Origin of the sequence: Muribaculum intestinale (genome assembly GCF_002201515.1) — a bacterium.
Classification (GTDB): domain Bacteria; phylum Bacteroidota; class Bacteroidia; order Bacteroidales; family Muribaculaceae; genus Muribaculum; species Muribaculum intestinale.
Genome location: NZ_CP021421.1, coordinates 3,101,181 through 3,124,420 on the forward strand (window position 1 = coordinate 3,101,181; position 23,240 = coordinate 3,124,420).

Genomic DNA, 23,240 nt, shown 5'->3' on the forward strand with positions numbered 1-23,240 from the left:
TATAGAATCTATTATCAGTAATTTAATTTATTTTGACTCTATTCCAAGAGTCGCATATTGGATTCTCCCCAATAGTATTATTTGTCCATTTATTAGGAGTAACCACTATTTTATTAGGATTCTGATTTAGCCAAGCCCCCCACCATGAGAATGAAGAATTTGCAATAATATTATGGTTGCATTTAGACATTAAATGTATGTCTTGGAAACTATTGATGCCTGTATTCCAATCCACATATCTAATATCTACACCGCTTGGCAATAATACTGGAATATTTTTTTTACACCATTCCATGTCATTGGAAAATATACAGGCTATGTCTACAGCTTGTAATTGACTTGTGACGAATTCTATCGCATTTCTATAGTATTCTGAAGTACAAATATTTTGATATAATTTATTGCCGATATAATCACCCCGTCTGATATGAATAGATATACTTGACGTATTCGTTAAATCATTTAAAAGTTTATTGTTGTGTATATTATCATCTAATGGGAAAGAGAATACATCTAATAGAGACGGGCGAATCGATTTGAAAAATTTTTCATTCTGCCAATAACCTTCGTAGTATTTATATTTCGGATTATCCCAATCAGCATTTTTCAAATCAATGCACATTGAACGCCTTTGCGGTAAGATGCGGCTACCAATTTGCCATGTACGATAGTTGGGAAAAGGCCAAGCGACACTCGCTACATTTTTAAGGGTGGCAAATTCAACTGATAAATTAAATATATCTGCTACCTCAAAACCATTATGTAATCCATATCCATTGTAAGAAAAAATGTCGGCAAGTATACGTTCCTCAGGATATAGGTTTTGCAGTGATTTCAATAAGGCAAGTTGGAACATCTGGTTGCCGAGTCCACCTAAGAATTTTACTATTTTCATTTTAAATACCAAATAAGAGCATCTTTAATTATTAACGCACTTTTTTTTATCTTAGACCCATATGATGATGACCGGCCTTTATTGAAATATTGATCAATTTTCACCTTATCTCTAAATATAATTTTAGGTGTGAATTCGGGAGTTATCCATTCCTCCGGCATACAATATTCGGGGGATAGGATTTTACATGGATGGGCTCGAAAATATTTATTTATATGAGACTCATCATGAACACGAGCTATTATTCCTGCATCATAATCTCTCCTTATATTTTGGGCAAGCGTTGAAATCATATTAAGATATGCTTTAGCTTCGCCTCCATTTAGTCCTCCCATATAATATAAATATGGTTGCTTTTCATATGGAGCAATATACGCAGCAGAATTCTTATTACGCTCGTATGGATAGAACATCGGATGCTTAAATGGTTTACGTTTGCCTGGCCATTCTGCTCCAACTAATTTTTCAGAATTAGAGGGTAGTAGTTCAATTCCTACAGAGTCAACAAACAAAGCATTACTATTAAAAAAGAAAATATAGTCAAACTTTAGAAGTTTGTCTTTGATTGTCATAAATATTTCGAACCGCAAGAGTGAATCCAAAGGAAACCCCATACATTGCCGTTCTATAAGATGTACATTCTTTTGATTTGAAATCGATAAATCATCAGTAAATACAAAATACTCCTTATCTGCACGTCCTTTTAAGAATTTAGATTCACATGATGAATAAAAATCATTAAAGAACTGATTATATTTTCCGGTACAGATGTACAAAATTGCTATTTTCATATGCTAATTAAAATTATAGAATAAGTATGGATACATTACATTCCAATCGTTTTTATACTCTAAAATCACAATAAAACGCAATAAAAATCCAATGATTATAAGATTAATATATTTAAGTCGAGTTTTACCGCTTGGGACTCTATTAATCAAGAGTATGCATAGAATAAAAATAAACGGATAAAAATACAGAGAGAAGCGTGTCATGATTGGGAATGTTATCGACGTCATATTGAATATGACATTCAGGATTGTCATCCACCACAACAATGGCTCTTTTACCTTAAAAGAATATTTTCGTTGGATATAATAACAGAACCATAGTACTATTGCGGAAATAACGGTATTAATAATTGCTGCCCACGCAACAGAATCGCGCGTCATTCCCTGCTCATAATATACCAAATCGGTTAATCCAAGCATTTCAAACACCTTATCAATAAAAAAAGCAATGATTATGCCACCAATAAACGTAATAGAGATGAATTTACGATTCAATTCTACCTTCTGTAATATCAGCAATAGAAAAAATACTATAGCAGAGCTATGTAACGTCGTTGCTATAATACCGCATAATATAAAAATAAATAATCGATGTTTTAATAATTGAAAATAAGCATAATATAATACGCATATGGCTATTCCTTGTCTCATGCCGGAGTATTCACTCTCTAAAACGCCGGCACATAACATCAGAAATACAACCAGACATATGCCATTCGTAAACTTGCGTATAAATAAGATATTGGCAATTGTGACAATTAAACCTGAAATGAATATAATTCCGTATGCATTCCTCGTAATGAAATGCATTATCATATTTGCATAAATCTGAAAACCGGGCTCAAATCTATCAAGTGCATTAACGTGCCAAATTCCATGAGACATGTGCTCTGCACTATGGCTCAAATCATCAAACCACTCAAAATATGCATGTGTGTCATTTAAAATAGTTATGTCTCGAAAACAGAAGAATATAAATAGAGCGAAGAAACAATATATCGCCTCAAATCCCATTTTAACTCGTGGGGAAAAATTGGAATTTCTCACACAAACATGAACCCACCAAAAGGATATAACATAGAAAACAACTGACCACATTATCTTTGTGTATTTACCTTTTAGTACAAATATCCATTACATACATACCGCCGCTTTCGGTCATGTGATGAGTTCCTAACATGGTTTCACATATAGGATGATCGATTCTTTTCACTAAGCTCTCTTGATACTCATCATCATTTAACTTTATAATTTCCATAATTGCAATGCCATGCCCATATTCACCAAAACTATTATCCTGAGCTACACGATAAATATGTCCGTCCTTTTCAAAAATGCGGCCTCCGTTACGGGCGCATGAGCAGTCAATAACGATTGGAGAACATGGATGCTCCTTTATTTCATGCATCGCCAAAGAATCAATCTTAAACAGAGATAATTTATAGCAATGTTCATCCGGTGATTTTGAAGCCTCGGATGTAAAAAGCCATTTATTCCCATTCTTATCACAGTAATAAACAGAGTCTGCCATATTTCGTCCTTGAAATGCCGTTGAGTATAATTCCCATTCATCTGGGAATTTAGTAGCTCGCCATATTTCAATGCATCTGTTTGCACTGCATTCCGGAATCATGTATATTTCACCATTTTCCTCAATCACATTCGGATATGACAGATGGTATGGTCGGATAAGAATATCCCGGACATTTACAATACGCTGGTCCTTGACCTCACCAACAGAAATAATGCCTTTGCAAGTATCAAACGGATACCGTTCAAAGAACAGATACGTTACACCATTATTTGTGAACAAAAATGGGTCCGCCCAGAATTCATTCTGAGGAATTTCAATCAGAGTGATATCCCTTAAATCAGAATGTAGAAATGGAGATTTACCTAATCCGACAGTCCAATGTTCATTATGTGATTTTATTAGTCGGCTCTTTACGATATTTATAGCCTTGACTGATAATTGTTTGTAGAATTCAAGATGGTATAATAGTTTTATCGACCAATTTAATTTAATAAAATTACTTCCGGAACGATTATTCCCGTTATTATAAGAATACAGATAGTACTTTAATAAGTTTACACATTCATTTTGTGCGTTCAATAGATTTCTCAATGCGGAAAATGTCCGGAGTATATGTATCTCAACTTCTGATATAGAATCAGCTTGCGAAATTTCAACTAACGATAATTTTATAGAAGGAAGAGACTTTACTATCTCCAATTCGCCGATAGAGAGCAATGATGCAACATTATTTCCATTATACTGAAACTCTAATATTGTACAATCCTTATTATTATTCAGTACCTGCAGACCTGACATAGAGGAAAGATTAAGGATTCTGTCATCCTCAACACTCTCATTATTGGTTGCATGGATTATGTTAGGGACAATCTCTCCGCTACCTATAAGTTTATGCTCCAGTTTATAGGATAAAGGGATTCGAGGCTTTGGGGCAGTTATGTATTTAATCACATACTTTACCCCAGAATTACTCAGAAGACTGATTATCTGCAACTTCCAATTTGGAAGCTCTGTTTTCTCCCAATAATTAAGAAGAATAATCATTATATCAAATCTTTTCTGGAACTTCCTTTATCACTTTTGCAGGTTGTCCTGCAACAATTGTATATGGAGGTACGTCTTTTGTCACAATTGAGTTGGCTCCTACGACACAACCTTTGCCAAGACGAACTCCCGGCATTATCATCGCTCGCATTCCAATCTGTACATTATCTTCTATGTAGATATGATATTCTTTCATCGGAATATCATGTGTAGACATTCCTTGACAATATTTCTTAAGATCCCTACGATGTAATAGAATTAAGGATTCGGAACTAAAAAATACATTATTTCCAATATGTAATCTTTTAAGACTCGATACATCCAAATATATCCCGTAACCAATTAAGCATCCCTTACCAATTTCAGCGCCTAACCATCGCCATGATATAGGTCTAAATTTACTCAGCATAAACGTCGGAAATAGGGGGAAATAGGATGAAAAATGCCAGATTGCATACAATACTGTTTCTCGATATAAATATTTAATTGCTTTCTTAATGAATTTTATTATACCCATATTTTTGATATATAATTAAGAATAATAAACATAATAGACTTGCTATCAGATACGACAAATTATAGTAGAATGCAGCCTTCTCTTTTAATGTAGAGATAAATAACCACGCAAGAATAAGCGTGAATACATCCCTGGAGAGTCTAATCGCAAACAATTGCCATGTGCGTCCTGTTGCAATGTATTCCTGTACAAACACTTGAATAAGGCATCTTATTACTGTTGCAGCTATTGCAACGTTCAATACCAGCCCAAGTCCTTTAAAATTTTCACCATAAAATGAAAGAATCAACGGTGTTGCAATTAGTATAGCGATGAATGGCAATGTCGTGCATATAAAATTAATCAGTAGCATTCGTTTTAGCTTACTGCTGTGTTCCGACATTTGTTCTGTGACGGATAAGTGTGACAGCATCACATTTTGCAGCACACTTGGGATAAACAATATAGCAGCAGCCCATTGAGTAGCAGCTGAATTTAATCCAACTTCTCCATAATCTGACATTTTTATGAGAATCAACATCCCGGCCCAATACGATACAGTATATAAACTCTCTTGAAGAGCAATTGGGAATGAGAACTTTGCAAGAGATTTTGCTACAGTCAAATCAAACCAGTGTTCGATTGGCTCATAATTCTGTGTTTGTTGACGTATTAAACGCCAATTTAATAGACTATTCAACACATTTGTAATCAATAGGCTAAATATTGCCCCCTGTAGTCCATAGTAATAAGTTAGAAACAATGTGAATAGCAATGTCAAGATTCCTACAACTCCATTGATTTTGGCTAATTCTCTAAACTGTTTAAATCCGGCTATTACACCTATTTGAAATGTGCATAATGCATTAAAAACAATCGTAATAGCTGTCAGCCGCATTATTTTTACCTCTTCCGGAATCTCAAGATATGTACAAAGTTGAGGTGCAAATATCGTTAGAGCAATAGCCATAATTCCACTAAACGATAAAGAAATAATATAGCCGGCATTAATAACCTGTAATGTTAAAGAACCATTATTATAATACTTGGATATATATCTGGTTGCGGAAAAACCAAGACCAAATGTCGAAAATACAGCTATATATAATAGAGCATTTCGAATGACTCCATATTCTCCATACATATCCTTTCCAAGCCATCTGGCAATAATGACAGCAGCAGCTAAAGCAGCTCCTTTATTTATTACATTACCACATATTGCCCAGAACGAATCTTTGAATAGTCGACTGCTTTTCAGACGAACATATGCTTTATTTTTCGATAGATGTAGCGCCATTGACTTTGCGGCTTTACAGTTCGTTGAGATTGAAGTAGAGGATGGTGAGGTAAGGGGTGTTGCTGAGGGTAATAGGGCGGTTACGGCGACGGAGTCGGATACGAGAGAGGAATCTGGATTTATTGTTGTCGCGGAATACCACTACATAGTAGACATGGTTGCCGGCAGATTGCATATTTTCAAACATCATGGAGATAGTCTGGCGGAAGCGAGATATGCGCATTTCAACAAATGATGGGCTAGCCGGTGTAATACCCACTTCTATAAAGGTATATTTGCCTAATGGTGACTCAGACACTGCGTCGAACATCAGTGTCATATCATTGACACTGAGCTTATAGTCGCGCATAATGTCGCCAAGCCCAAGCATGTCGCGCACTTTCTCGATGGCTTTTGCCTCTATCTCGCTGATTTCATGTCGTGTAATGGTCTGTCTTTGAGTGGTACCGTCGGGCGATGTGCCTTTTGCCGTATCGGAAGATTCCGTGGTTTTATCATCCTCAGATGGTGTGTCATCATTGGAGGCACTCCCTTTTTCATTCTCTGATTCGGCGGCTTCTTCTGCTTCAATCTGCTCTATGGCTTGTTTTTGCAACACCTCTTCGGGGGTAGCCTTCTCAAGCATCTTTGATGTCAATTCCTGAATGCGTCGGTTGCTGTCGTCGGCCACATTTTTGAGTGATTTGAGTTTGCTGAGGCTTCGTTTGATGCCGTGGGCTACATCCTGCATGGAGCCAAGGTTGGCCGAGGTGCTGAATGTGGCATATAGAGATACTACAATCGATACTACGGCGAGAACTATGGAAACGATGGCGGAGGCAAACGAGACGTTGTCCATCGCCGCATCGCTCACGCTCTCTTTGCTCAGACAGATTATGACGCAGAAGAGTATCGTAAGGAGTATCCCAATTATGTATACGAGATGCCACCAGTGAATCATCCCTCTTTTTTTGTCGTTTGTTCTCATCAGATGTGTCGGAATGTGCGTTGGAGTCGGTCGATGTGGGCGCGGGCGCCTAGGTAGGGGTAGCGGGAGAGATCGGGACGGAGGAGGAATGCGCGGGAGAGGATGTCGAGCATTGTGGCGCAGCAGTGTGCGGCTTCGGCTGGGTCAGTGGTTGTTGCGGAGCGCTGGCGCAGTATGGCAAATATGGCGGTGAGGCAGTCGCGTTCGTCTGCCGGAGGGTATGTGCCGTCGCCGTATGTGGAGAGGAGTGTGCGGTAGCGTGCATCGAGCTCGGCCCATGTGGCGGTAGATGCGTCTATAGGCGGGCAGACAACAGATGTAGGCAGGATGCGGTTGCCGGATTCAGGGCTCGGTGTAGCTCCATTGGCACAGGCACGTCCTGAGTTTATATCGGTATGCGGAGTGGTGGCCATGGCTGTTCAGGCATTGTCCCCCACTCCACGGAGGAATTTCTTTGGCACTTCGGCGGTGACTACCGCGCTGATGCCGGTTATGCGTACTATGACTCGGAAACTGTCGCTCCCGGCTTTTTCGATTATGCCTACATGTCCTGAGAAATTTCCGTCGGTGATTATTACCGTATCGTTGATTTCCAGTCCGGGAGGATTGTCGCCAGCCTTTGGGAAGTACAGTTTTATGGTGTCGGCGCCGACTCGGGCAAGGAGCATGAATGTCATCATCTCGGTGTCGGAGATGATGGCGGGGCTTTTCTCGCCGGTGCGGTATGAATAGACGTATGCGTGGCTGCCGAGATGGCGCTTTATGTCTCGCGCACGGGTGGCGGTGGCGCGGAAAAAGAGCATCGGCTGCATCACCTTGTCGCAGCCTTCAGTGACGGCTGAGTCTCCGCTGAAGGGGATGTATACGTCGTCGGGCTCTATGCCGAGTTTTGTCTTGGCATAGAGCAGGCGCTCTTTTATTTCTGAGGGAGCGGTGGTGAAGCATCGCGCTCCATACCAGTGGTTTGTGGAACTTTCGATGGTGTCGGCAACGGCATAGTATACCTCCTGAATATCGTCGGCGGAGATTGACTCGTCGGCTTCGGAATAGCGCAGGATGGCAACGTCGCTGTTGTTGACAGCCGAGGCTATTACCGTGGCCGGGACTCCGTCGGTGCGGGCCAATGCTACCCATACATCAGCCGATGATTTTGGGAGGAGGGGGTGGCGCAGTGAGAGTGTCGCACCAATGGCATCGAGACATTTCGGGTAGCTGTCATCGGCAAGAGTCGAGAGGCATTGGGAAATGCTTACTCCGAACTCTTCCTTGAAATGCCGTATCACGGACAGTGCCTGTGACGGTACACTTATTGAGACTCCGGTGCGCAATGTGGAGCGACCGTTCGTCTCGATAGCACTAAGTGCCGCAGGGAGCTCTTCTATGTCGATCCCGCCCAGCAGTGTGCTGAGAATGAATATTCGTCGTGCTTTTTCAAGCGCCGGATAGGTGGACAGTGCTGTTGTGTCCTTGATCTTGCGGAAGTCGGCGGGGGTGATGTGGCGTGTGTCGCTCTCATTTTTGGAGCCGATGCCGGCAAACGCTTCTTTTATCGCCGGTCGGTATTCCGGCCCGAGATAGGAGTTGAGGAGCGAGCGCAGACTGCGCAGATATTGGGATATGCTTCCTGGAGAAAGTCGGTCGGATAGGTGTGTCCGGAATCCTGCAATGTATTTTCCATCAATTTCAGAAGGTGTCAAATACCCCCCCCCATGTGTTCTAACCTGCTTTAATACAGCAAGATACAACTTTTGAGACTTTTCGGAATAATTTTCTTCGACATATCGTTCGAGATTGTCGACCGAGATTTGCTCTGCTGTTGTGACAGGAGGGTACATAAAAAATTAAACCGCTTGATTTAGCGGCAATTCTTTCTCTCCCCCACAAACCGTACGGAATTGAGTGGGGTGACTGGTGTAATAATGATGGATGAGCGTGTAATCACAGATAACACACATAGAATCAAAGCATAATATCAGAAATACCTCTGCTGCATTTGCCGGATAAAGGCCGATTCTTTTCTGCAAAGTTAAGCCAAATATGCGATTCAGTCAAATTTAATGGCATATTTATAGCCGAGATAAGTATAATAGCTTGAATACCAAAGGCTACAGATTGCCTGCGGTTAAGCTGCAATCTGTAGCCTTGGATAAATATCGTGTACCGATTATTATTCTACCGTCCAATGCTCGCCTGCGAGAATCATCGAACGGAGCGTATCAAATCCTTTCTTTGCCCGAACGTCGGCAATCTGAGCGTCAATCTCTTCATTGTAGACCGGAGAGTCGACATCCCTGATTACACCGATGGCGAGCGGTAGCTCCTGTCCATCCATCATGGCAAGCTGCTGGTGGAGGAAGTTTGACTGTGTATGTGCGTCGTGCACAAGCACATCGTCGATAGTGTAGCCGTCTTTGCCAAGTTCGACGGCTTTCAGATAGAATCCATCACGCACAAGTCCGCGGTTCATCTCCTTGCCAAAAAGCATTTTCTCGCCATGGCGCAGATGGATAGTGCGGTCGGCTCGATATTCTCTGTCGGTGATATGATTGTGGATGCCGTTGTTGAATATCACACAGTTCTGAAGCAACTCGACGACCGAGGTGCCACGGTGGCGTCCGGCGGCAACCATTACTTCCTGCGAGGTGGCAAGTTCTACATCGATAGACCGGGCGAAGAATGTGCCTCGCGCTCCAAACACGAGTTCGGCCGGGATGAATGGATCCTCCGTTGTGCCGTAAGGCGAAGATTTGCTCACAAATCCACGGTCGGATGTGGGAGAGTACTGTCCCTTTGTCAATCCATAAATCTTGTTGTTGAGCAACAGTAGATTTATATCGACATTGCGGCGCACGGCGTGGATGAAGTGGTTGCCACCTATGGCAAGGCCGTCGCCATCACCGGATATCTGCCACACCGTCATATCGGGATTGGCTACCTTGAATCCGGTAGCAATTGCCGCGGCTCGCCCATGGATAGTGTGGAATCCATAGGTATTCATATAGTACGGCAGGCGGGAGCTGCATCCGATACCGGATATTACAGCTGTCATATGCGGCGCAACTCCAATCTCGGCCATGGCCTTATGGAGGACATTGAGAATAGCATGGTCGCCACAACCGGGACACCAGCGTACCGGCTGGTCGCTCTTGTAGTCGGCGGGAGTATATTGCTTTGTATCCATTGTTACTAAAGTCTTTTTAAATTAAGGGACTATTTGGCGAGAATTTCCTTTACACCGGCTACGACCTCGCTAATCAAGAACGGCTGACCCTGAATCTTGTTTATGCGTTTAATCTGAAGCCCTGGATTACGGCTCTGGAGGAAATCGGCAAACTGACCGGTATTGAGTTCGGCACATATTACTGTTTTGTATCGCGAAAGCACCTCATGTGTATTGCGCGGGAGGGGATTGATATAGCGGAAGTGGGCAAAATCAATCTTACAACCCTCCTTTACGAGTTCCTCGGCGGCAGTGCGCAGATGGCCGTAAGTACCACCCCACCCGATTAACAAGGTGTCGGCGTCGCCACATCCGATTACTTCAAGTTCAGGGATATCGTCAGCGACGCGCTCTACCTTTTCGCGGCGGGCATATACCATCTTTTCATGGTTTACAGGGTCGATGGACAATGCTCCTGTGTTATAGTCTTTTTCCAAACCTCCGAGACGATGGGCCAGACCCTCGGTGCCCGGGATAGCCCAATAACGTGCCAAAGTGTCTTCGTCGCGAAGATATGGTCTCCACGATTCACGCAGTCCGTCAGGAACATACCGGGGATTAATCCTGGGGAAATCTTCTGCATCGGGTACACGCCAAGCGCTCGAGCCATTGCCGATGAATGCATCCGAAAGCAGTATTACGGGAGTCATATGCTCAATGGCTATCCTCGCAGCCTCAAAAGCCATAGTAAAGCAATCGGTAGGAGAAGCCGGTGCCACGACAACAACAGGAGACTCACCGTTGCGGCCATAAAGGGCCTGCATGAGGTCGGTCTGTTCGGTCTTTGTCGGAAGACCGGTAGAGGGACCGCCACGCTGCACATCTATAATAACAAGAGGCAATTCTGCCATAACAGCCAATCCGATACCCTCACTCTTCAATGCCAGACCGGGGCCGGATGTCGAGGTGACACCGATATTCCCGGCAAATGAAGCACCGATAGCAGCACAAACGCCACCAATCTCATCCTCCATCTGTATAGCTTTGACTCCCAGGTCGCGGCGCTTGGCCAACTCATGAAGGATATCAGTAGCCGGAGTTATAGGGTAACTTCCGAGGAACAGAGGACGGCCGGCTTTTTCAGAAGCCAGAATCAAGCCCCAGGCAACAGCCGTGTTGCCATTGATATCGGTATATACTCCCGGGCGCACAGCCTCTGACTCAATGCGGTAGGTAGACACTCCGGCATGGATATTCGCTCCATAGTCATATCCGGCACGTATTACTTTCGCATTCGCCTCAAACACCGCCGGTTTCTTGGCAAACTTGTTGTGAAGATGATGGATTGCAGCATCAAGCGGACGATCGAAAAGCCAGCATACGAGACCAAGGGCAAATATGTTTCTGCATTTAAGTACCGATTTATTGTCAAGTCCGGAATCTGCAAGCGCAGCTTTAGTCATTGACGTAACGGGCACTTCGACCACCTCGACCTTAAGGTCCAGTTCGGTGTACGGATCAGATGTCTCAAATTTAGCTTTCTTCAGGTCACTCTCCTTGAAAGAATCAATGTCGACAATTGCCACGCCTCCCTTTTTAAGATGCTTGACATTCTGCTTCAATGCGGCAGGATTCATTGCAATAAGGACGTCGGCCTTGTCGCCGGGCGTATGCACTCCGATACCAAGGTTTACCTGAAACCCGGATACGCCACTGAGCGACCCTTGAGGAGCGCGTACTTCGGCAGGATAGTCAGGGAATGTCGACACCTGATTACCGACACCAGCCGATACATTTGTAAAAATGTTTCCGGCAAGCTGCATACCGTCGCCAGAATCACCGGAAAATCTTACTACCACCTTATCAATGGTCTTTACATCAGCTTTTTCTAACATGATGGTCTATTATAGTGTGTATTAATTATCTTGTTTTGCGCAATTCAAAACGTATGGCCTGACCTCGGGTCTCTGCAAGTATCTTTCCGTCCCGCCAAACAGGTTTACCGTCAACCCATGTTGCAATCACCTGATTATGGAGAGTAGTTCCGGCAAGCGGAGTCCATCCACATCGGCTGAGCGCCATATCATCGGTCACGGTATAGGATGTGCCGGTACGCACTACCGCTATATCGGCCGCAAATCCCTTGCGCAAAAAACCACGACGTCGTATACCGAACAGACGCGCGGGAGCATGGCACATTTTTTCTACAACAAGCTCGCGTGTGAATATACCCATATCTGCCATCTCAAGCATCACCGGGAGAGAAAACTGCACCATTGGTGCACCTGAAGTTGCTGTAAGGGCGTCGCCTTCTTTTTCCACAAGCAAATGTGGAGCATGGTCAGTGGCCACAATGTCGATACGCCCGTCGGACAACGCCTTGCGCAGTGCATCACGGTCCGCCGACGTCTTGATGGCCGGATTCATCTTTATCCGAGCGCCAAGACGTTCGTAATCCCGGTCACAGAACCAAAGATGATGCACCGAAACCTCTGCCGTAATACGCTTATCCGCCAATGGACGATTTGAAAACATCGCAGCTTCCTCCGCAGTACTCACATGCAGCACATGCAGGCGGCTACCATACTTACGAGCCCGTCTAATAGCTTTCCCGGTACTGAGTATACAAGCCTCCCGAGAGCGGATTTCCGGATGAAGAGCAATATGGACTCCATCCGGATACTCGGCAGAAATACGTTCACGGTTAGCACATATGGTGGCTTCATCCTCTGAGTGTACGGCAATAACAGCCGGTACACGCGCGAAAATTCTATTTAAAGCCTTCTCGTTGTCAACAAGCATATTTCCCGTAGAAGATCCGAGAAACAGTTTCACACCCGGACATCTTGTGAAATCGGTTTTCAGAAGAGTGTCCAGATTGTCGTTTGTGGCTCCTATGAAAAAAGCATAGTTCACCGCAGACACTTCCCTACCTCGCATCAGCTTGCTTCGTAATGCATCGGTCGTTACTGTCGGAGGTTTAGTGTTGGGCATATCCATGAATGAAGTGACACCTCCGGCGGCGGCAGCCTGCGATTCAGTAGCGATATCACCCTTATGTGTCAGCCCCGGGTCACGGAAATGAACCTGGTCATCGATAACGCCGGGAATTACAATACATCCGCCGGCATCAAATGAATCGGTACAGTTTGCTATAATTTCATTGGCAGGTGTACCATGACAGACCCTACGTATTATTCCACGGTCATCAAAAATCAGATATCCCTTGAAACTATGGCCTTCGTTTATGATAGTCCCGTTATATATTATTGTACTGTTCATTTTCCCGGATATTTTCTAAACCAACTGTCAATCTTCAAGCGTATCACACCAAACATAGCCTCCGAGAATATTCCCGAACTCATCTTGCTTGTTCCCAGCACCCGATTGACAAAAATTATAGGCACTTCTTCGATACGGAAACCCAACTGCCGGGCGGTGAACTTCATCTCAATCTGAAACGCATAGCCCTTAAAGCGTATTTTGTCAAGCTCCATAGCCTCAAGAACACGTCTCCGATAGCATACAAATCCGGCAGTAGTGTCATGTACCGGCATACCGGTAATCAATCGGACATATTTTGATGCAAAATATGACATAAGAACACGGCTCATCGGCCAGTTCACTACATTCACCCCGGTGACATATCTCGACCCTACCGCAACATCCGCACCATTAGCGCATGCAGAATACAGTTTCTCCAAGTCAAGAGGATTATGCGAGAAGTCCGCATCCATCTCAAATATATATTCATAACCATGTTCAAGAGCCCAGCGAAATCCGGTTATATACGCGGTGCCGAGTCCGAGTTTGCCGGAACGCTCAATTAAGTGAATGCGTCCCGGATGCTCGGTCTGTTTGCTCTTCACAATGGCGGCAGTGCCGTCAGGCGAGCCGTCATCAACTACAAGGACATCCATCGGAGTCGCCAGTGAAAGTACAGCCTCTATGATGGCGGCGGCATTCTCACACTCATTATAAGTAGGTATGATAACTACCGAGGTGGATTCTGACATTGTTATAAACTTATTCTCAGTTAGGTAATGGATATGTTGATTGCAGCTGCGAGATTTATACTTGCAGACAATCTGTTTATACGAGAAGAGCAAGTGCGCTTTTTATGCGCTCCATAGCTTCACGGATATTGTCGTCGGATGTGGCATAGCTCATACGGATATACCCCGGAGCACAGAACGCAGATCCGGCAACAGTTGCCACGTGTGCTTCCTGAAGCAGATACATGGCCAAATCCGAATCGTTATTTATGACATAATCACCATTGCGTTTGCCAAAATATCTTGAGACTTCCGGAAAAAGATAGAATGCGCCCTGAGGTTCGTTGACTTTCCACCCCGGGATTGTACGCGCAAGTCCGACAATGAGGTCGCGACGACGCTCAAACGCCTTGCGCATATCCTCAACACACTCCTGTGGTCCGGTATAGGCAGCCTCAGCAGCTTTCTGGGCTATAGAACATGCTCCTGAAGTGTACTGGCTTTGCAGTTTGGAGGTAGCCTTCGCAAGCCACAGCGGAGCGGCAAGGAATCCGATACGCCATCCGGTCATAGCATATGCTTTTGACACACCGTTGACAATAGCAGTACGGTCGGCAATAGCTTCAAATGAAGCCATGGAAGTAAAGGAGCCTGTAAAGTTGATGTGTTCGTAAATCTCATCCGACAGCACCAACACATCAGGATAATCGGCAAGCACATCAACAAGAGCCTGAAGCTCCTCGCGGCTATACACGCTTCCGGTAGGATTGCTTGGCGAGTTGAACATTATAAGGCGTGTGCGCGGAGTTAACGCTGAACGCAACTGCTCCGGAGTAATCTTAAAATCATTCTCAATAGTAGCAGGAACCTCTACGCTCTTTCCTCCGGCGAGATTTACCATCTCTACATAGCTTACCCATGCAGGAGTAGGAATCACCACCTCGTCGCCAGGATTTACTACTGCGAGCACTACGTTGCATAACGACTGTTTTGCTCCGCCACTGACAACAATCTGTTCCGGAGCAAAGTCAATGCCATTCTCTTTCTTAAGAGTTTCAGATATTGCCTTACGCAATGACATATATCCGGGAACCGGAGTATAGAAAGAGAAATTGTTGTCAATAGCCTTGACAGCGGCAGTCTTGATATGGTTAGGTGTGTTAAAATCGGGTTCTCCAACAGAGAGATTGATAACATCCACGCCCCGGGCCTTCAGTTCCTGACTTTTCTGCGACATGGCAAGGGTCTGTGAAGGAGCCAACGCATTTACACGGTCTGAGATATGTTCCATCATTTGCTATTGTTTATATTGTTATTTTTCTATTCATTTCAAGACATTATATGCAAAAGTATAAAATCTTAAGCATAATTCCAACATTTTGCCATCGTATACTTTAATTTTCCATCTCAGATATGGTGGATTTCTTTGATGTGCGTTGAAACGGCAAAGTATAGCTCACAGAGAATGCTCCAGAAAAAAGTGACCCATCTGTTCCAAATCCTGGTATGTACCATGGATCTCCATAAAGATGTGTACCCTGATGCAATAATTTGTGTACACGCAATTCCCATCCAAGGGATATATTACGCCATATCTGGACACGTAATCCAAAAAGAAATTCAAAATAGCCCGCTGTGGCATGCTGAGAAGGAACGCTCAATGTGGTTGATTCGTCCCAATAGCCGTTTACCGCAGTGACATCCTCAATTCTATAGCTAAACGAAGATATTCCATAACGAAGGCCAAGATATACTGAATAATCGGGAGTCGAGTTATATAGGAAATTGTAGTTAAGCCCGATTTTAAAGTATGGAGCCATGCCTGATTTATAACGATAACTCTCGTCCTTCGGCATATAGTCGGCCATACCGAGACCAAATTCCACAATTGGTTTAAACCAATTGTGTATACTGAGTTCGGCCCATACACCCCCTACTCCATATTGTTGACCGGCAAGACGTGCAAGAGCATCCCAGGCATTTACTCCGACAGATACGGCTGCAAACCGGGGATAAACCGTAGGAGGAGCTTTCACGGTAATGGTGTCGTGATATTCCACTCCGGATATGGTATCGACAAGAACCACACGGCCCTCCATGTCATGCGTTTCAATCACACTGGCCGGTCGTACAGGTGTCTCACCCGGTTTTACTTCTTTTACCACAGGAGTCTCAGTCTCCGGGCGTTTATTCTCAGGATTGGCTACAGGCGTGATACGACGTTGTGCCATGGTCGTTACGGCGAACATGGCACACACAAGTATCAATATGTGGCGTATACTGCTCATAGCATATTTCTATTTGCTGAATCGACAGAATCGTCCGTGTTTTCGGAGTCATCGGTATCTTCCTCCGGCGGCTCGGTATATGTTCGGAAGAATATTCTTATTGTCTCTCTGTCGGTGTTGGTAATATTCACATCAAGCAGTGCGATTGAGTCAATGAGATGATAAGTAGATGAGAATTCCTTGACCTCATACTTATACATTGCACCGCATTCTTCGGATGCGAAATATGGGAGACGGTTATATCGGAATGTCAAGGTATCATTGAATGCGGAATCATCAATACCTCTGGAATGATAATGTATATAAAACTGAGTCTCATCATGTTCGGCACGAAATGGCAGATACACCTCCGATGCCGACGCATTATTGATAATCAAGGAATCGTCGGGTGCGTCTACGCCCCCCAACGATATCTTGTTTACGGATATCGGAGACAGAGTCGTATACGAATAAAATCCGGCCAACGGGATGGAACTCTTGTTGTCAGTACATCCGGAAGAGTTACACCCCGATAGCAGAGATATGCCTGAACATGCAGCAAATATTACTATTGCCTTATATTTCAATAAACACCCCATTTTACTACCTGATCAAAAGGCTTGCGATTTTTCATAGGCAATGAAGCTGTAGGGTCAGGATAACCCAGCGGAATTATCGCAATCGGCTCAATCCCTTCAGGCAGTCCAAGATCCGCAGTCAGACGAGCCGCGTCGAAGTTGCAAATCCAACATGTGCCAAGATTCATTGATGTTGCGGCGAGACACATGTGTTCTACAGCAATGGCTACATCAATATCGGTATGGTCTTTACCATCTGTAGGTCGCTTCCAGGCCTCGTCGTGCCGTCCTAAAGCTACAATAAACACAGGAACATTCTTTACCCAGTCGCGGCCATAACTTTCTATTACTTTTCCACGCAAAGGGTCTGTGTCAATCACAAGGAATTCCCAAGGCTGACGATTACATGCGGAAGGTGCGAGACGCGCCGTATCAAGGACAGCGGCAATCAAGTCGCGACCTACCGGTTTGTCAAGATACTGGCGGCAGCTGTAACGCTGCTTAACCAGATTATATAATTGAGGATACATATTCTAATATTTTATTGGTTATTATTTTTTTATCGTACTATTTCTTCCTCTATCTCATAATGATTCCGTCCGGGAGAATTTCTTACGACAAGCTCACCTATGAATCCTGCGAGGAAAAGCTGAGAACCGAGTATCATTAACGTAAGAGCGAGATAAAAGTATGGCGAATCAGTTACCAGGCGATAATCAAGTCCATGATGCATATTGTAAAGTTTGGAGAAACCCACAACAGCCACAGCTATAAAGCCGAGCAAAAACATCAGTGAGCCAAGCAATCCAAAAAAGTGCATCGGCTTAACGCCAAACTTTGATGTAAACCATAATGTGGCAAGGTCAAGATATCCATTTACGAAACGGTCAAGTCCAAACTTTGAAGAACCATATTTGCGGGCCTGATGATGAACTACCTTTTCTCCGATTTTGCCAAACCCGGCATTCTTCGCAAGATACGGTATATAGCGATGCATGTCGCCATATACCTCAATATGCTTAACCACTTTTGAGCGGTATGCTTTGAGCCCGCAGTTGAAATCATGCAGATTGTGAATGCCACTTACCTTGCGTGCGGTGGCATTGAACAACTTGGTAGGTATTGTCTTTGACAGAGGATCATAGCGTTTCTGCTTCCACCCACTGACAAGGTCATAGCCCTCCTCGGTTATCATACGATATAGTTCCGGTATTTCATCCGGGCTGTCCTGAAGATCCGCATCCATAGTAATCACGACATCTCCTTTAGCACGGGCAAATCCGGTATTTAATGCAGGCGACTTACCATAGTTGCGGCGGAAACATACTCCACGGACTGACGGATTCTTTTGGGAGAGTCCAGTGATTACATCCCATGAATCATCGGTCGACCCATCGTTAATGAAAAGTATTTCATAGGAGAAACCGTTGTTTTTCATAACTCGGTCAATCCACGCCTCAAGTTCAGGAAGGGATTCGGCTTCGTTATATAGAGGTACTACGACAGATATGTCCATAGACTTTATTATATTAAATTTATTTCTTTTGGTTATGAACTCTTGGAGCCACTTTTGTCAACTGAACCAACCATGATATCAACATGGATAGAATCGAACCGGAAAATACAATCAGCCACAACATATCGACAGTGAGTTCAATTGGCTTAGGCAAGAGCTTTTGGTCGCGGGCTGCGGTAAGCATATCAGCGGCATCCTGCGCCTGCTGCATATCCATGGATGAATACATGTCGATAAGAGTGTCAATTCTGCTGTCAAAAAAAGTAGGGTCAATCCAACGCATATATATCATTGCCACAATCGAGGCAATCAAGCCGCCAAAAAAGAATATCGAGATACCTTCCATCCATAGAGATGAAAAAATGGTAGTGCCGTTGTCAGACACATAGCTTTTACGCAACATGAAGTATATACATGGAGGCACTCCAATAATCATAAGCAGTCCTATCAAGGCGCAGACAGGACTGCTTACCGAATATGACGTAACAAAAAACAGAACCGACAGGTAAATGCCAAACCAGGCACCCCAGTCAGCACCACGCTTATATGGCGAATGTGATTTTAGAGTAGAAGAGTCCATACTGGTACAAAGTTACTCAAATTATTAATATAGCACTCACCTTTCGGTTAATTTGCATAAACGACAGATTCGGTCAATCCTAAAAAAGCGACTTTATAGCAGATATATCGGTGTATGCGGTCTGGTCAGGCCGACATGGCACGATTGAGGCATATCCACGGTCAGTCCAATAAAGGTCAGTGTCACGAGCATCCGGTTCTGCGTTGTGGAAACGACCTGTGAGCCAGTAGTATGGTCGATTATGAGGGTCGGTGTACTCAGCATATTCCTCAGTCCAGTATCCTTCGGCTGCACGTGCAGTCTTTATTCCGGCGACTTTGTCACATTTTGGAATATTCACATTCAGACATACGCCTTTTGGCAAGCCTTTTTCCATCACACGACTTACAACCTCCTCGACGACAGGCGCACATGCTGCAAGTGATGCATTCTCATCATGACTATGGTAGGAGAAGCCAATTGCGTCGGCTCCCAACAAACACCCTTCGAATACAGCACCCATAGTGCCGGAATACAATGCGTTTATCGCTGAATTAGAACCGTGATTTATACCAGCCAACAGCATGTCGGGATGCATATCTTTAAGCACTACATGTACGGCAAGTTTGACACAGTCAACCGGTGTGCCATTGACACTGTACATCTCCGCACCATTATAATCCGGCAGACGAGTGATGCGCAACGGCGAATTTACCGTAAGAGCCGATGACTGCCCACTACGGGGACCATCGGGTGCTACGGCTATGATTCGTCCTCGTCCTGCAATATAGTCAATCAGTCGGTGTATACCGGGTGCATTGATTCCATCGTCATTAGACACCAGAATCACAGGGAGTTTATCTTTGTTCATATCATTCATAATCAAATTATAGCACTACGAATATCTGTAGATGTATTGATGACAGCTTAAAGCGCTTCTCAATTTTTCTGCGAATATAGCAATTTTTCTCAAAACAACTTGATAAATACAAAAAAGACAGGCTCGCCCTCACAGGCAAGCCTATCCTAACCGTAACAACTTTTTTGAATTTGTCTATACTTTAGAATCTGCTTAATAATAAATTACACCTCACAACAGTACTGCCGCCAAAGAGAGTATCTATTCAGAACTCTTTGGCGGCAGTACAAATATATCAATCCGCTATCGGGATTTATCCTTTACATTAATTCTCCAAAGTAAAGTCGTCGACCGTCACATTAAAATCGATAGGCTGGAGAACCGTAGGATTATCAATCTTTATATTATATATGTATGCATGACCTATCTTCCAGTCCGATACTGCCGAGGAGGTCATCGGGAATATCAGACGTCCGGCCGGACTCTCATCGACCAACTGTGAAGGTGGAGTTGATGCAGTCGGCCATATTCTGGCACCGGAGGCAACATCGAAAATCTCACAGTCTACTTCTATATAGCTCCCGGTGTAGTTTGAACCGTCAAATTCAAGTTTGGTCAGAGGTTGCGGGAGAAAGAAACTCATATTGAGATTGTTCTCTGTGATATCAACAGGAGTGGTTGTCAGGTTTACAAAATCTTCCTCACCAATTGCATAAAATATCATGAGTGGAGACCTGAGTTTCAAGTCTTCCCAATGTCCTACATTCTGGTGCATTGACTGTGAAGTAGTGGCATCCGGGTAGTAGAATGTACCGGTATGATTAAGACCATGAAGTACAACATGACGCACATTGACTCTGATAGCCTCATTCGAACTGCTCAGCATGATGCTGGCCTTGGACAGCGCATGCCGGAAATTAATATTGACGGGAGATGCTTTTGACGTCTCTCCTATATTTACGGCATATAGCAAATCAGTCTGCCCGTCGCATGTATAATCGGGTATATCTCCGATTGCATCGTCTCCGACATTTGGAGAATTGGTTATATTAGGACTATAAGCATAGAAATTGACCGGAGTATCAGGCCAATACATAGTAGGAGTATAAGTCCACGATGAACCGTTGCGTCTTACCACAACGCGCTCCATATATGGTTTACCTGCAGTAAAGGCATATACATAAAATTCTTTTATAGTCGCAGTTGTGGTCGAAGCCGCGCGGGGAGCTTTCGGAACCATGACATTGAATGCAATCGCATTCTCACGGCTATCATCAGGAACATTTATACCAGACCCGTCATCAGAGCATGATATAAATGCTACCGAAGATACAAAAGCAAGAGCTAAAAGAGACTTTGTTTTCATAATTCAAACCTTAAAGATTCGTATATTCTCATTATATAGATTATAACACTGCTTCAAACCAATAAGTTTTTAAGACAAGAGAGTATATATTCATGATTGTATGTCGATTATTTCAGTAATCCATCCATCTATGCTTACATCAAGTCCACCTTCTCCACCAACAGGGTCTGAAGGCGGAAGCTCAATGCCTCCGACAATAAGACTGACATTCATCGGATCCTTTGCATTGCGAGCCTGCTTAGTGACATCAAAATCGTATCGTAATTTCTTTCCGTCAGTAAGCCACACATATAAAGTCAATATATTGGCAGACTCAGGACTTTTTGGCAGCCCGAAAGTCAAAAAACGGCCTTCAATACAATCATCGCCAGCCGCATCGGCTTTCAATGGCAATGTAGCGCATCTGGAGCCACACATCAAAGTTGCCGGGCACATCTCTGATGCCATACCGCTTATAGACGCACACAGCCTCTTCACTCCGGAGAGATTGGATACATTTTCAATGATAAACCGATAATTTGCCACAGCAGGCCGAGGGTACAATGTAATTCCCCGGATATCCTGTAACACATTATCTTCACCTTCATTGTATGTAATCCACTCACCCAACGCATTCAAATCCATCTCCCACACCGAGCCACACCACATCATGTCAGGGCATACTTCAACGGATTCTCCATTATCGGCGACAGCCGGGCCTATTGGATTATCAAGAGTACCTCCGAGACCATCATAAAGGCCACCTGTGCGGCAGTAGCATGTAAAATAAAAACTGTCTTCGTCCTTAAAAAGGATGCCGGAGGTATCATCATTCATACATACTACTCTATAATCATCATCGCGAATCTCAATATCTCCGCCATTCCTGCCCGGAATATCGAATCGCCATACATCATCGCCTTCTATCGGGAAGAACATATATGCCATTCCCTCAGGCATAGCATCCGGAGCATATTCCCAGTTGACATCAATATGGAAATTTCCATTATACGAAGCTACGGGACATTCATCATGCTCATATATGAGACTGCATCCTGAAAATAAAAATGCGATAACAACTACAAAAGTCGGAATCGCAATTTGGATATTATATGTTGCAAGCCTTCCCAAATATTTAGTTTAATTTTAAAGGCAACATTTTCCTCAACGGCACATGTCAAATCCGCGGCGACGAAGTGCGTCAAGGGTATGATAGTCCATCGCTTCCTTATAGTAGGATATTATATGGGATACCCAGTCATTATTGCTCTTTGTACCGGCACGAGTCGCATTGTACTCGCGAATCTGCTGATCGTATTGCAAAAGTTCGGGCACAAGATTATCCTGACGGTATGTATTGTGATAGACGACAAGATCCGCACTCTGCTTCGGCTTAAGATCCGGCATTTCGCGTGGGATACCGATTGCAAGCCCGCATACCACAAATACTTTGGGCGGCAACTTCATAAGGCGAGCGATAGCCTCCGGAGCCGCAGTACGCGCATATCCGATAGGACATGTTCCAAGTCCTTCCGACTCTGCCGCCGTAAGTGCGCTCATCATGGCAAGCGTAGCATCTACAATACCTACTATCACACCGTCTGCCGTGTGAGCGAAATCAGGCATGTCAATGCCTTTGGCTTCAGCCACCAGTGATATTTTATTGTAATCGGCACAGAAAAGCAGAAAATGGCGACAGGTCTTTATCTGCTTCTGCCCCGTAAGCTCGTATAGCTTCTCCTTGGTAGGTTGGTCATCAATATCTATGACTGAGAACTGTTGTCCATTATAGCTTGTGGGTGTATTACGTATCGCATCATATATGAATCCCATCATTTCTGACGGTATATCTTCACGTTCATAGCGACGAATGCATCGGCGATCGAGTAAGGTGGTCTTTACGTCTTTCATATCGGGCAAAGATGTTATAATATTGG

Annotated in this window: 23 protein-coding genes; all 23 read right to left on the reverse strand. The window is 43.9% G+C overall.

Translation table 11 applies throughout. The annotated features are described in order from the left end of the window. Positions 1-22 precede the first annotated feature (22 nt). Complete coding sequence (locus ADH68_RS12835) at positions 23-895, reverse strand: alpha-1,2-fucosyltransferase (RefSeq protein ID WP_068960485.1); 873 nt, start codon at positions 893-895, stop codon at positions 23-25. Then, complete coding sequence (locus ADH68_RS12840; protein WP_068960484.1) at positions 892-1,686, reverse strand: family 6 glucosyltransferase; 795 nt, start codon at positions 1,684-1,686, stop codon at positions 892-894. Before ADH68_RS12840 ends, ADH68_RS12835 begins: the two co-directional genes overlap by 4 nt. 3 nt (positions 1,687-1,689) lie before the next feature. Then, a complete protein-coding gene (locus tag ADH68_RS14315) occupies positions 1,690-2,784 on the reverse strand; it encodes an EpsG family protein (RefSeq protein WP_084273980.1) in 1,095 nt (364 codons plus the stop codon). A 13-nt stretch (positions 2,785-2,797) separates the two neighbouring features. Beyond that, a complete protein-coding gene (locus ADH68_RS12850) occupies positions 2,798-4,264 on the reverse strand; it encodes a glucosamine inositolphosphorylceramide transferase family protein (protein ID WP_068960482.1) in 1,467 nt (488 codons plus the stop codon). Positions 4,265-4,268: 4 nt separating this feature from the next. After that, positions 4,269-4,781 (reverse strand): acyltransferase, encoded by a 513-nt coding sequence (locus ADH68_RS12855; RefSeq protein ID WP_068960481.1) that lies wholly within the window; start codon positions 4,779-4,781, stop codon positions 4,269-4,271. Beyond that, positions 4,759-6,057 carry an oligosaccharide flippase family protein gene (locus ADH68_RS12860; protein WP_068960480.1) on the reverse strand — a complete coding sequence of 433 codons (1,299 nt, stop codon included), beginning with the start codon at positions 6,055-6,057 and terminating at the stop codon, positions 4,759-4,761. Before ADH68_RS12860 ends, ADH68_RS12855 begins: the two co-directional genes overlap by 23 nt. Before the next feature lie 13 nt (positions 6,058-6,070). After that, positions 6,071-7,024: a hypothetical protein gene (locus ADH68_RS12865; RefSeq protein WP_068960479.1), complete on the reverse strand. Its 954-nt coding sequence runs from the start codon at positions 7,022-7,024 to the stop codon at positions 6,071-6,073. Next, on the reverse strand, positions 7,024-7,437 hold the full coding sequence (locus ADH68_RS12870; protein ID WP_068960478.1) for a hypothetical protein: 414 nt from the start codon (positions 7,435-7,437) through the stop codon (positions 7,024-7,026). The genes ADH68_RS12865 and ADH68_RS12870 overlap by 1 nt, the downstream gene beginning before the upstream one ends. A 6-nt stretch (positions 7,438-7,443) precedes the next feature. Beyond that, positions 7,444-8,859: a phage integrase SAM-like domain-containing protein gene (locus tag ADH68_RS12875; protein WP_088294835.1), complete on the reverse strand. Its 1,416-nt coding sequence runs from the start codon at positions 8,857-8,859 to the stop codon at positions 7,444-7,446. Between the two features lie 332 nt (positions 8,860-9,191). Beyond that, positions 9,192-10,205 (reverse strand): 2-oxoacid:ferredoxin oxidoreductase subunit beta, encoded by a 1,014-nt coding sequence (locus ADH68_RS12880; protein ID WP_068960476.1) that lies wholly within the window; start codon positions 10,203-10,205, stop codon positions 9,192-9,194. Between the two features lie 29 nt (positions 10,206-10,234). Beyond that, entirely contained in the window at positions 10,235-12,079 is a 1,845-nt protein-coding gene (locus tag ADH68_RS12885; RefSeq protein WP_068960475.1) for a 2-oxoacid:acceptor oxidoreductase subunit alpha, read from the reverse strand. A 25-nt stretch (positions 12,080-12,104) separates the two neighbouring features. Beyond that, entirely contained in the window at positions 12,105-13,466 is a 1,362-nt protein-coding gene (locus ADH68_RS12890; RefSeq protein WP_068960474.1) for a dihydroorotase, read from the reverse strand. Next, positions 13,463-14,200: a polyprenol monophosphomannose synthase gene (locus tag ADH68_RS12895; protein ID WP_068960473.1), complete on the reverse strand. Its 738-nt coding sequence runs from the start codon at positions 14,198-14,200 to the stop codon at positions 13,463-13,465. Before ADH68_RS12895 ends, ADH68_RS12890 begins: the two co-directional genes overlap by 4 nt. Positions 14,201-14,276: 76 nt before the next feature. Continuing rightward, entirely contained in the window at positions 14,277-15,470 is a 1,194-nt protein-coding gene (locus ADH68_RS12900) for a pyridoxal phosphate-dependent aminotransferase (protein WP_068960472.1), read from the reverse strand. A 103-nt stretch (positions 15,471-15,573) separates the two neighbouring features. Continuing rightward, positions 15,574-16,467: a DUF6048 family protein gene (locus tag ADH68_RS12905; protein WP_068960471.1), complete on the reverse strand. Its 894-nt coding sequence runs from the start codon at positions 16,465-16,467 to the stop codon at positions 15,574-15,576. Continuing rightward, on the reverse strand, positions 16,464-17,033 hold the full coding sequence (locus ADH68_RS12910) for a DUF6452 family protein (protein WP_068960470.1): 570 nt from the start codon (positions 17,031-17,033) through the stop codon (positions 16,464-16,466). Before ADH68_RS12910 ends, ADH68_RS12905 begins: the two co-directional genes overlap by 4 nt. Beyond that, the gene (locus ADH68_RS12915; protein ID WP_068960469.1) at positions 17,030-17,554 is read right to left on the reverse strand and encodes a nitroreductase family protein; all 525 of its coding nucleotides are present in this window, start codon (positions 17,552-17,554) and stop codon (positions 17,030-17,032) included. Before ADH68_RS12915 ends, ADH68_RS12910 begins: the two co-directional genes overlap by 4 nt. A 29-nt stretch (positions 17,555-17,583) precedes the next feature. Further along, positions 17,584-18,540 carry a glycosyltransferase family 2 protein gene (locus ADH68_RS12920; protein ID WP_068960468.1) on the reverse strand — a complete coding sequence of 319 codons (957 nt, stop codon included), beginning with the start codon at positions 18,538-18,540 and terminating at the stop codon, positions 17,584-17,586. 19 nt (positions 18,541-18,559) lie between these two features. Further along, on the reverse strand, positions 18,560-19,120 hold the full coding sequence (locus ADH68_RS12925; protein ID WP_084273979.1) for a DUF4199 domain-containing protein: 561 nt from the start codon (positions 19,118-19,120) through the stop codon (positions 18,560-18,562). A gap of 79 nt (positions 19,121-19,199) precedes the next feature. Then, positions 19,200-19,970 (reverse strand): 5'/3'-nucleotidase SurE, encoded by a 771-nt coding sequence (surE, locus tag ADH68_RS12930; RefSeq protein ID WP_232321480.1) that lies wholly within the window; start codon positions 19,968-19,970, stop codon positions 19,200-19,202. A 313-nt stretch (positions 19,971-20,283) separates the two neighbouring features. Continuing rightward, entirely contained in the window at positions 20,284-21,324 is a 1,041-nt protein-coding gene (locus tag ADH68_RS12935) for a fimbrillin family protein (RefSeq protein WP_068960465.1), read from the reverse strand. Positions 21,325-21,414: 90 nt separating this feature from the next. Beyond that, the gene (locus ADH68_RS12940) at positions 21,415-22,434 is read right to left on the reverse strand and encodes a DUF5119 domain-containing protein (protein WP_107042760.1); all 1,020 of its coding nucleotides are present in this window, start codon (positions 22,432-22,434) and stop codon (positions 21,415-21,417) included. Positions 22,435-22,467: 33 nt separating this feature from the next. Beyond that, positions 22,468-23,214 carry a nitroreductase family protein gene (locus ADH68_RS12945; protein WP_068960463.1) on the reverse strand — a complete coding sequence of 249 codons (747 nt, stop codon included), beginning with the start codon at positions 23,212-23,214 and terminating at the stop codon, positions 22,468-22,470. Positions 23,215-23,240 lie beyond the last annotated feature (26 nt).